Here is a 9,109-nt window from a genome sequence, read left to right as displayed (position 1 = left end):
ACCTCTCGTCGTATCGCTTCCTCATAGAAACACCCCGAAGGTTGGATTGGGTGTCCAACTTTCGGGGTGCAGTTCATTGGCGTCGGCCCGTTTTCTTCTCGTCGGACTTGGCTAACGGTTCACTCCCAGCCGGGCACGGCGCCGCCGTCGAAAAGCTCCAGCGCCTTCTCGGCGACTTCGTCACTCTGGTAGGCAGAGACGAGCTGCTCGATCTCTTCGCGCTCTTCGTCGCCTGCGCGCACCGCAATCAGGTTGACGTAGGGCGATTCGGGGCCCTCCTTGATCAGGGCGTCGTCCAGGCTCAGGCCTGCCGGTTGGGCGAAGGTGTTGTTGATGAATGCCAGGTCGACGTCCTGAAGCACGCGCGGCAGCTGTGCCGCCTCGATTTCGCGGAACTGGAAATCTTGCGGGTTCTCGACCACGTCAACCGGCGTGGCCTCGAGGTTCTCGGGGTCATCGAGCTCGATCATGCCGGCGTTGTGCATCAGGATCATAGCGCGGCCGCCATTGGTCGGGTCGTTCGGCAGCGCGATGATGGCGCCATCGGGCAGCTCGTCGATGCTGTCGTGTTTCTCGGAATAGGCGCCGATGGGGTAGACGAAGGTGTGCCCGGCCACGGCCAGGTCGTATCCGCGATCCTCGATCATGCTCTGCAGGTAGGGCTCGTGCTGGAAGGCGTTGGCATCGAGGCTGCCGTCGGCCAACGCCGCATTGGGCGAGACGTAATCAGTGAACTCGACGATCTCGACGTCGAGGTCGTAGCGTTCCTTGGCGATCCGTACGGCTACCTCCATCACCTCCGATTCGGGGCCGGACATGGTGCCGACCTTGATCGAGCGTGTTTCGGCAGCGTCGTCGTCGTTGCCGCAGCCGGCAATGAGGGTGGCGCCGATCAACGTGGCGGCGCCGAGCAGGCGGGTCAGAGTTGCATGCATCAGGGTCGTTCTCCTTGGGTGATCTGCTTCACTTGCGATCCGACTTGCGTACCAGATAATCCCCGAGGCTCTGGAAGCCTTGCACCATGACCACCAGGATCGCAACGGTGATCAGCATGACGGTGGGGTTGAAGCGGTTGTAGCCGTAGCGGATGCCCAGGTCGCCCAAGCCGCCGCCACCGACGGCACCGGCCATGGCGGAGTAGCTCACCAGCGTGACGACGGTAATGGTCAGGCCGGTGATGATGCCGCCGCGGGCCTCGGGCAGCAGCACCTTGGCAATGACCTGATAGGGGGTGGCGCCCATCGACTGGGCGGCTTCGACCAGACCTGGCGGTATCTCGTTGAGGGCACCCTCGACCAGGCGCGCCACGAAGGGAATGGCGGCGATGGTCAGCGGCACGATGGCGGCATTGGTGCCGATGGACGTGCCGACCACCAGGCGCGTGAAGGGAATGATCGCCACCATCAAAATGATGAAGGGGATCGAGCGGCCGATGTTGGTCACCATGCCGAGGATCCGGTTCAGTGCCGGGCGCGCCAGGATCTGGCGCGGACGCGTGACGTAGAGCATCACGCCGAGGGGGACCCCGAGCAAGGCCGAGATCACGCCGGACACGGCGACCATGTAGAGCGTGTCCAGGGTCGCCTGGAGAATCAGGTCAATCATCGCGCTGGACATGGCCGAGTACCTCCACCTGCAGGTCGTGGGATTCGAGATAGTCGATGGCGCGGCGAGTCTGCTCCGGTGAGCCGAGCAGTTCGGCGATCATCAGCCCCAGGGTGCGATCCTGGATCGACTCCACCTTGGCTTGAAGAATGCTCACGTCCACACCGCATTCCCGCGCCAGCCGTGAAATGAGCGGGGTCGACACGGCGTCGCCGGAGAAGGCCAGGCGCACCACCGGGTGGGTGTGCGGCCCCGGCGTCTCCTCGAGTCGCTCGACGAGCGCCTTGGGCGGCTCCAGCTGCAGGAAGTCGTTGAGGAATTCACGGCCGAGCCGGGTGCGCGGGGCAGTGAAGAAATCGCCTACCTCGGCTTCCTCGACCAGTTCGCCATCCGAAATCAGGCTGACGCGATGGCAGATCGACTTGACCACCTCCATCTCGTGCGTGATCAGCAGGATGGTCAGGCCGAGCTTCTGGTTGATGTCACGCAGCAAGGCCAGGATCGAGCCGGTGGTCTGCGGGTCGAGGGCTGACGTAGCCTCGTCGCACAACAGCACTCTGGGTTCGCTGGCCAGCGCCCGGGCAATGGCGACGCGTTGCTTCTGGCCGCCGGAGAGCTGGGCCGGGTACTGGCGCGCCTTGTCGGAGAGTCCGGTAAGCTCGAGCAGCGGCATGACGCGTTCGCGAATGGCAGCGCGCTTCATGCCCATCAGCTCCAGGGGCAGGGCGATATTGGCGAAGACGTTGCGCGTGGTCAGCAGGTTGAAGTGCTGGAAGATCATGCCGATGCGGTGCCGTGCCTGGTTGAGCTCGGCGACGCTGAGCCCGGTCATCTCCTGACCGTCCACGACGACGCTGCCGCTGGAAGGGCGCTCGAGCAGGTTGACGCAGCGAATCAGGGTCGATTTGCCGGCCCCTGAAAGGCCTATGACGCCGTGGATACTGCCCTGGGGGACGTGCAGGTCGATGTTCTTGAGTGCCTCGATCGTCCTGCTCTGCGTCTCGCGTCGGCGAGGGGCGAGCGGCAGCCGGCTGGCGGAGCTGCGAAGATGATAAGTCTTGGAAACGTTGCGTAGCGTGATCATCTGGCTTCCTGGAGGCCGTTCCGGAGTGTGGGCGCAGCGATAGCCAGAGCGGATAGCCGGAACGAAAAAAAGGCCACCCTGACGGGTGGCCATCAACGCTGGACACACCCTTTTAGCTGCACTTCACCCTGCTGCCACACGCAATCTTCGATTTCGTATGGCAGCAGCGTGGGCGCCCGCAATCCGGGTACAAATCGGCGCCTGAAATGTGAGGCGGCATCTTAAGACCAACGCCCTGAGGTGTCAACGTGGCTGGTGAATGATCGTTCAATCAGCCTCTTGCTTTAGGTGATCTTGCTGTATTTTTCTTTGTGACTGCTTCTTTTTTCCGGCTCGTTTCTGGCGGGCTGCTGCCACAGCGATGGACGCCGTTGCACCGAATTCTTACACTGCGAGCCCATCACCCATCCCACTCTATTCCCGCGTAAAGGAGGCGTCATGTTCACAGGCATCGTTCAGGGAACGGCCGAAATCGTCGCCATCAGGGAGGCCGAGGCGTTCCGCACTCATGTCGTCAACCTTCCGGCGCCTTTGCGGGAAGGGCTCGAGCTCGGCGCCTCGGTGGCGCACAACGGCGTCTGCCTGACGGTTACCGCCATGGAGGGGGAGCGGGTCAGCTTCGACTTGATGCGCGAGACGCTACGCGTGACCAATCTTGGTGCATTGCGGGAAGGGGATCGCGTCAATATCGAGCGGGCGGCGCGCTTCGGTGACGAGATCGGGGGGCATGCCATGTCCGGCCATGTCATGGCCATGGCCGAATTGGTAGAGCTGGACCAGGCGCCCAACAATCGCCGGCTCTGGTTCGAGGTGCCGCACGCCCTGGGGCGCTTCCTGTTCGACAAAGGCTATGTCGGTGTCGATGGCATTAGCCTGACCATCGGCGAGACGAGGCGCGCCACTGCCGAACACGGCCCGCGCTTCTGTGTCGATCTCATTCCCGAGACGTTGGAGCGTACCATCCTCGTCGACCGAGTGCCGGGCGACTGGGTCAACATCGAGATCGATCCCCAGACCCAGGCTATCGTCGAGACGGTCGAGCGCGTGCTCGCCTCGCGTGGCGTTTGAGCTCTGCTTCAAATGACCGTTTCGTCAAGGCTGCGTTGGAAGCCGTGCTGGCGCATGGCGTAGAGTTTGCTTATACAGAGCGAACCGTGCCGTGGCATGGCGTTCAGGGGCGGCCTCGCATCGCCGGCGGCCTTTGGGTACCATGTGCGGCTTTTTCGCTCCCTGGCCGAATACAAGCCCTTGTGCGCAGGAATGCCAAAAATGAAGAATATGCTCGATAGACGCTTCAAGCTGACAGAACACAATACCAGCGTGAAGACCGAGGTCATCGCCGGGATCACCACCTTCCTGACCATGGCCTATATCATCTTCGTCAACCCCAGCATTCTCTCCGAAGCCGGTATGGACTACGGTGCGGTGTTCGTCGCCACCTGCCTGGCCGCGGCCGTCGGCTGTCTGATCATGGGGCTGTGGGCCAACTACCCGATCGCCCAAGCACCCGGCATGGGGCTCAACGCCTTCTTCACCTACGGCGTGGTGCTCGGCATGGGCTACACCTGGGAGGCGGCGCTGGGGGCGGTATTCCTCTCCGGTTTCTGTTTCTTCCTGCTCAGTGTGTTCAAGATTCGTGAGTGGATCATCAACTCCATTCCGCTCTCCCTGCGGCTGGGCATCGCCGCCGGTATTGGCCTGTTCCTGGCCATGATCGCGCTGAAGAATGCCGGCATCGTGGTGTCGAACCCGGCCACCTACGTCGCGCTCGGTGATCTTTCCGAGCCCGCCGCCATCTACGCGCTGCTGGGCTTCTTCGCGATCACCGCGATGGCCTATCTGAACGTCACCGGAGCGGTGATGATCGGCATCATCGGGGTGACCGTCGTGGCGATGCTGTTGGGTCACAACGAATACGGTGGGCTGATGTCGATGCCGCCTTCCATCGCGCCGACCTTCATGGCGATGGATCTGGCAGGCGCGCTCGACGTGGCGATGCTCAGCGTGATCTTCGCCTTCCTGTTCGTCGACCTGTTCGACACTTCGGGCACGCTGGTGGGCGTGGCGCACAAGGGCGGCCTGCTTGACAAGGACGGCAAGCTGCCGCGGCTGGGGCGTGCCATGATGGCCGATAGTGGCGCTTCCATGGCCGGTGCGGTGCTCGGTACCTCGACCACCACCAGCTACATCGAGTCCACTGCCGGCATCGTCTCGGGTGGCCGCACCGGGCTGACCGCCGTGGTGGTGGCGGGACTGTTCCTGATCAGCCTGTTCTTCGCTCCGCTGGCGGGATCGATCCCTGCCTATGCTACCGCCGGTGCGCTGCTCTACGTGGCGGTACTGATGGCCGGCAGCCTGTCACACGCCAACTGGGACGACCCGACGGATGCGGCCCCCGTGCTGATCGCTGCACTCGCCATGCCGCTGACCTTCTCGATCGCCGAAGGCATTGCGCTGGGCTTCATCAGCTACGCTGCTATCAAGACGCTTTCCGGTCGCTTCCGCGATCTCAACCCGGCCGTGATCGTATTGGCGATCCTGTTCGTGTTGAAGTTCCTCTTCCTCGACTGACATTCCCTCACCGAGACATGCGATGAGTATTTACGGCGACTACATCAAGTCCGTGATCCGAACCGTTCCCGACTGGCCGCAGCAGGGAGTCAATTTCCGCGACATCACCCCGCTGCTGCAGAACAGCTCGGCCTTTCGCAAGCTGATCGACAGCTTCGTGCATCGCTATCAGGAGATGGAGCTGGACGCCATTGCCGCCATCGATGCGCGAGGCTTCATCATCGGCGCCCCCGTCGCCTACGAGCTGGGGTGCAGCTTCGTGCCGGTGCGCAAGAAAGGCAAACTGCCGTTTCGCACCATTAGCGAGACCTACACCCTGGAGTACGGCCAGGCGGAGGTGGAGCTGCATTCCGACGCGTTTCGTCAAGGGGACCGGATCCTGATCATGGACGACCTGATCGCCACCGGCGGCACCATGCTGGCTGCCGCCAAGCTCATCACCCGCTCCGGTGGCCAAGTGGTGGAGACCGCTACCATCATCGACCTGCCGGAGATCGGCGGGTCGAGCCGGATACGCGAGGCAGGCTTCGGCGTCTTTGCGGTTTGCTCCTTTACCGAGGACGAGTGACATCACCATGAGCAATGCCCGCTATCATCAACACTTCACCGTTTCATGGGATCAGCTTCATCGCGACGTGCGCGAGATGTGCCATCGACTGGTCGAGCGTGACTTCAAGGGTATCGTGGCCATCACCCGGGGCGGCCTGATCCCCGCGGCGCTGTTTGCCCGTGAGCTCAACGTGCGGCTGATCGATACCGTCTGCATCAAGAGCTACGACCACATGGATCAGGGCGGCCTGGACGTCATGAAGGGCGTCGATCACGATGGCGAGGGCTGGCTGCTGGTCGACGACCTGGTAGACACCGGCAAAACCGCGCGCAAGGTGCGCGAGATGCTGCCCAAGGCTCACTTCGTCACTGTCTATGCCAAGCCCGAGGGGCGGCCACTGGTGGACCAGTACCTGACCGAAGTGGCGCAGGACTGCTGGATCCAGTTTCCCTGGGACATGGGAGTGGCCTACGTCGAACCCCTGGTCGACCAGGTCAAGCGTTAGACCGAGAATGATATGAACTGTCCGCTGCCCGAAAGCTGGCGGCGCTGGCTGGGGGGCGAGTTCGAAGCCCCTTACATGCAGGCGCTGCGCGACTTCCTGGCCGCCGAGAAGGCGGCCAGGAAAGTCATCTATCCGCACTCCTCCCACTGGTTTCGAGCGTTCGACCTGACACCGCTGGAGCAGGTCAAGGTCATTATCCTGGGACAGGATCCGTACCACGGGTCCGACCAGGCCCACGGGCTCTGTTTCTCGGTGCGCCCCGGCGTGGCGACGCCCCCCTCGTTGGTCAACATCTACAAGGAGCTGGCCGCGGATGTCGGATTCCAGCCGGTCGGTCACGGTAACCTGGAATACTGGGCTCGCCAGGGCGTGTTGTTGCTCAATACCTCGCTGACGGTGGAGCAGGGCAATGCCGGTTCACACCGCGGAAAAGGCTGGGAGACATTCACCGACAAAACCATTGAAGTGGTCAGTGCCCATGCCGAGCCCTCCGTGTTTTTGCTGTGGGGAAGCCACGCGCGACAGAAGCGAACCCTGATCGACACCGCGCGGCATCTGGTCCTCGAGTCGCCGCACCCCTCGCCGCTCTCGGCCCACCGTGGCTTCTTCGGTAACCACCACTTCTCCCGCGCCAACGCTTTTCTTGAAGCGAATGGACGCCAGCCTATCGACTGGCAGCTTCCCGCAACGCCTTGAGGCGGCGACGTGTCGCGCTGCCTTAACCTCCTCGCAGGATGAGAGTAAAATAGCGCGCGATTCGCCCGGGCATTGAAAGCATCACTCCACCCCCACGCCAAGAGGTCCGTCATGAGCGTCTACGCCATCCAACATCCGCTGGTCCAGCACAAGCTGGGTCTGATGCGTGAAGCCGGCATCAGCACCAAGAGCTTTCGTGAGCTGGCCGGCGAGCTGGCCAAGCTGCTGACCTACGAGGCGACGAAGGACCTTGAGCTTGAGGATCAGGACATCGACGGGTGGAGCGGCCAGCCGATCCCGGTAAAGCTGCTCAAGGGCAAGAAAGTGACCATCGTACCGATCCTGCGCGCCGGGCTTGGCATGCTCGATGGCGTGACTGACCTGATACCGAGCGCGCGGATCAGCGTGGTAGGCCTCTACCGCGACGAGGAGACGCTGGAGCCGGTGCCGTACTTCGCCAAGTTTGCCGGCGATCTCGACGAGCGCATGGCCATCGTCATCGACCCCATGCTGGCCACCGGCGGTACCATGGTGGCGACGCTCGACATGCTTCGTGAACGTGGTTGCCAGCAGATGAAGGTGATCGTGCTGGTGGCAGCACCCGAGGGCATCAAGCGCGTACAGGACGCCTATCCCGACATCGAGATCTATACCGCTGCGGTGGACGATCATCTCGACGAGAACGGCTATATCGTTCCGGGGCTGGGCGATGCAGGTGACAAGATCTTCGGCACGAGGTAAGCCACACGATACGGAAAAGACGCCCCTGAGATCGCCATCCAGGGGCGTTTTTCTGGGCAGGATGCCTTCGACTCCACGCACGATACAAAAGAAGGAATACAACCCATGAACGAACACGTGGCGGCTGCGCAGGCACCCACCGAATCCCTGCCCAGGGTACTGCTGACTGGGGCCCAGATGCTCTTCGTTGCTTTCGGGGCGCTGGTCCTGGTACCGCTGCTGACCGGGCTCGATCCCAGCGTGGCGCTCTTCACGGCGGGCATCGGCACGCTGTTGTTCCACGGCGTGACCCGCGTTACCGTGCCGGTCTTCCTGGCCTCTTCGTTTGCCTTCATCGCCCCCATCCAGGGCTCGGTGGCCAACTTTGGCGTGCCCGCCACCATGGGCGGCCTGATGGCGGCTGGCCTGGTCTACGTGGCCATTTCTCAGGCGGTTCGCATGAAGGGAACGGCATGGCTGCATCGGCTGCTCCCCCCGGTCGTGGTGGGGCCGGTCATCATGGTGATCGGCTTGGCGCTGGCCCCGGTGGCAGTGAGCATGGCCACCGGCGAAACCAGCGACCATATCGACTACGGCCCTGCGATCCTGTTGTCGATGGCGAGCCTTCTGGTGACGCTGGTGCTGGCCGTATTCGGCCGCGGCCTGCTGCGCTTGGTGCCGATCATGGGTGGCATCCTGGTGGGTTACGCCATGGCTCTGATGATGGGGCTGGTCGACTTCACGCCAGTGCACGAGGCGGCCTGGCTGGCCCTGCCGTCGTTTACCGCGCCGACTTTCCACTGGGCGGCGATCCTGTTCATGATTCCGGTAGCCATCGCACCTGCCGTCGAGCACATTGGCGACATGATCGCCATCGGTTCGGTTACGCGTCGGAACTACCTGGAGAAACCGGGCCTGCATCGCACCCTGCTGGGCGATGGCCTGGCGACTTCCGCCGCGGCTTTGTTCGGCGGACCGCCTAATACCACCTATTCGGAAGTGACCGGGGCGGTGACACTGACCCGTGCCTTCAACCCCAGGATCATGGTGGCAGCGGCCTGCTTTGCCATCGGTCTGGCCTTCGTTGCCAAGCTGGGGGCGCTGCTGCAGACCATCCCCGGTCCAGTGATGGGCGGCATCATGACCTTGCTGTTCGGCTCCATCGCGGTAGTGGGCATGAATACGCTGGTGCGCGCCGGCCACTCGCTGACCGCGCCGCGCAACTTGGTCGTGGTGTCGCTGATCCTGGTGTTCGGCATCGGTGGCATGCAGTTCGGCAACGGTCAGTTCACCCTCCAGGGGGTCAGCCTGGCGGCCCTGGTGGGCATCGTCCTCAACTGGGTGCTGCCCGGCGCCGAGGAGGAGCGATAGGGCTTCG

10 protein-coding genes are annotated in these 9,109 nt (G+C 63.0%); 7 read left to right on the top strand and 3 right to left on the bottom strand.

What is annotated here, in order from left to right; translation table 11 throughout:
* Positions 1-119: 119 nt before the first annotated feature.
* The 3 genes from ACOJCM_RS00915 to ACOJCM_RS00905 are packed head-to-tail and all read right to left on the bottom strand — an operon-like array spanning position 120 to position 2,689.
* The gene (locus tag ACOJCM_RS00915) at positions 120-935 is read right to left on the bottom strand and encodes a MetQ/NlpA family ABC transporter substrate-binding protein (RefSeq protein WP_445210173.1); all 816 of its coding nucleotides are present in this window, start codon (positions 933-935) and stop codon (positions 120-122) included.
* A gap of 28 nt (positions 936-963) precedes the next feature.
* On the bottom strand, positions 964-1,617 hold the full coding sequence (locus tag ACOJCM_RS00910; protein ID WP_445210172.1) for a methionine ABC transporter permease: 654 nt from the start codon (positions 1,615-1,617) through the stop codon (positions 964-966).
* Entirely contained in the window at positions 1,598-2,689 is a 1,092-nt protein-coding gene (locus ACOJCM_RS00905; RefSeq protein WP_445210171.1) for a methionine ABC transporter ATP-binding protein, read from the bottom strand. Before ACOJCM_RS00905 ends, ACOJCM_RS00910 begins: the two co-directional genes overlap by 20 nt.
* Before the next feature lie 438 nt (positions 2,690-3,127).
* On the opposite strand from ACOJCM_RS00905, the gene ACOJCM_RS00900 reads away from it, so the two are divergent.
* The 7 genes from ACOJCM_RS00900 to ACOJCM_RS00870 all read left to right on the top strand — a co-directional run bounded on the left by ACOJCM_RS00900 (position 3,128) and on the right by ACOJCM_RS00870 (position 9,102).
* Complete coding sequence (locus ACOJCM_RS00900; RefSeq protein WP_445210170.1) at positions 3,128-3,757, top strand: riboflavin synthase subunit alpha; 630 nt, start codon at positions 3,128-3,130, stop codon at positions 3,755-3,757.
* A 210-nt stretch (positions 3,758-3,967) separates the two neighbouring features.
* Positions 3,968-5,260 (top strand): NCS2 family permease, encoded by a 1,293-nt coding sequence (locus ACOJCM_RS00895; protein WP_445210181.1) that lies wholly within the window; start codon positions 3,968-3,970, stop codon positions 5,258-5,260.
* A 22-nt stretch (positions 5,261-5,282) separates the two neighbouring features.
* Positions 5,283-5,828 (top strand): adenine phosphoribosyltransferase, encoded by a 546-nt coding sequence (locus ACOJCM_RS00890; RefSeq protein WP_445210169.1) that lies wholly within the window; start codon positions 5,283-5,285, stop codon positions 5,826-5,828.
* 7 nt (positions 5,829-5,835) lie between these two features.
* Positions 5,836-6,315: a xanthine phosphoribosyltransferase gene (gene gpt, locus ACOJCM_RS00885; RefSeq protein WP_445210168.1), complete on the top strand. Its 480-nt coding sequence runs from the start codon at positions 5,836-5,838 to the stop codon at positions 6,313-6,315.
* A 12-nt stretch (positions 6,316-6,327) separates the two neighbouring features.
* Complete coding sequence (ung, locus tag ACOJCM_RS00880) at positions 6,328-7,011, top strand: uracil-DNA glycosylase (RefSeq protein ID WP_445210167.1); 684 nt, start codon at positions 6,328-6,330, stop codon at positions 7,009-7,011.
* A gap of 111 nt (positions 7,012-7,122) precedes the next feature.
* Positions 7,123-7,752, top strand: coding sequence for a uracil phosphoribosyltransferase (gene upp / locus ACOJCM_RS00875; protein WP_445210166.1), 630 nt, complete (start codon positions 7,123-7,125; stop codon positions 7,750-7,752).
* A 105-nt stretch (positions 7,753-7,857) separates the two neighbouring features.
* Positions 7,858-9,102 carry a uracil-xanthine permease family protein gene (locus tag ACOJCM_RS00870; protein WP_445210165.1) on the top strand — a complete coding sequence of 415 codons (1,245 nt, stop codon included), beginning with the start codon at positions 7,858-7,860 and terminating at the stop codon, positions 9,100-9,102.
* The last annotated feature ends 7 nt before the right edge of the window (positions 9,103-9,109 follow it).

Source organism: Billgrantia hypersalina (genome assembly GCF_052584175.1).
The sequence above is the reverse complement of the archived record's forward strand: the minus strand, read 5'-3'. Positions and strand labels throughout refer to the sequence as shown.

Excerpts from the sequence above, each read along its gene's own strand:
- ACOJCM_RS00870 (WP_445210165.1), top strand. The coding sequence starts at position 7,858 with ATGAACGAACACGTGGCGGCTGCGCAGGCACCCACCGAATCCCTGCCC.
- ACOJCM_RS00900 (WP_445210170.1), top strand. The coding sequence starts at position 3,128 with ATGTTCACAGGCATCGTTCAGGGAACGGCCGAAATCGTCGCCATCAGG.
- ACOJCM_RS00890 (WP_445210169.1), top strand. The coding sequence starts at position 5,283 with ATGAGTATTTACGGCGACTACATCAAGTCCGTGATCCGAACCGTTCCC.
- ACOJCM_RS00915 (WP_445210173.1), bottom strand. The coding sequence starts at position 935 with ATGCATGCAACTCTGACCCGCCTGCTCGGCGCCGCCACGTTGATCGGC.
- ACOJCM_RS00910 (WP_445210172.1), bottom strand. The coding sequence starts at position 1,617 with ATGTCCAGCGCGATGATTGACCTGATTCTCCAGGCGACCCTGGACACG.
- upp (WP_445210166.1), top strand. The coding sequence starts at position 7,123 with ATGAGCGTCTACGCCATCCAACATCCGCTGGTCCAGCACAAGCTGGGT.
- ung (WP_445210167.1), top strand. The coding sequence starts at position 6,328 with ATGAACTGTCCGCTGCCCGAAAGCTGGCGGCGCTGGCTGGGGGGCGAG.
- ACOJCM_RS00905 (WP_445210171.1), bottom strand. The coding sequence starts at position 2,689 with ATGATCACGCTACGCAACGTTTCCAAGACTTATCATCTTCGCAGCTCC.
- ACOJCM_RS00895 (WP_445210181.1), top strand. The coding sequence starts at position 3,968 with ATGCTCGATAGACGCTTCAAGCTGACAGAACACAATACCAGCGTGAAG.
- gpt (WP_445210168.1), top strand. The coding sequence starts at position 5,836 with ATGAGCAATGCCCGCTATCATCAACACTTCACCGTTTCATGGGATCAG.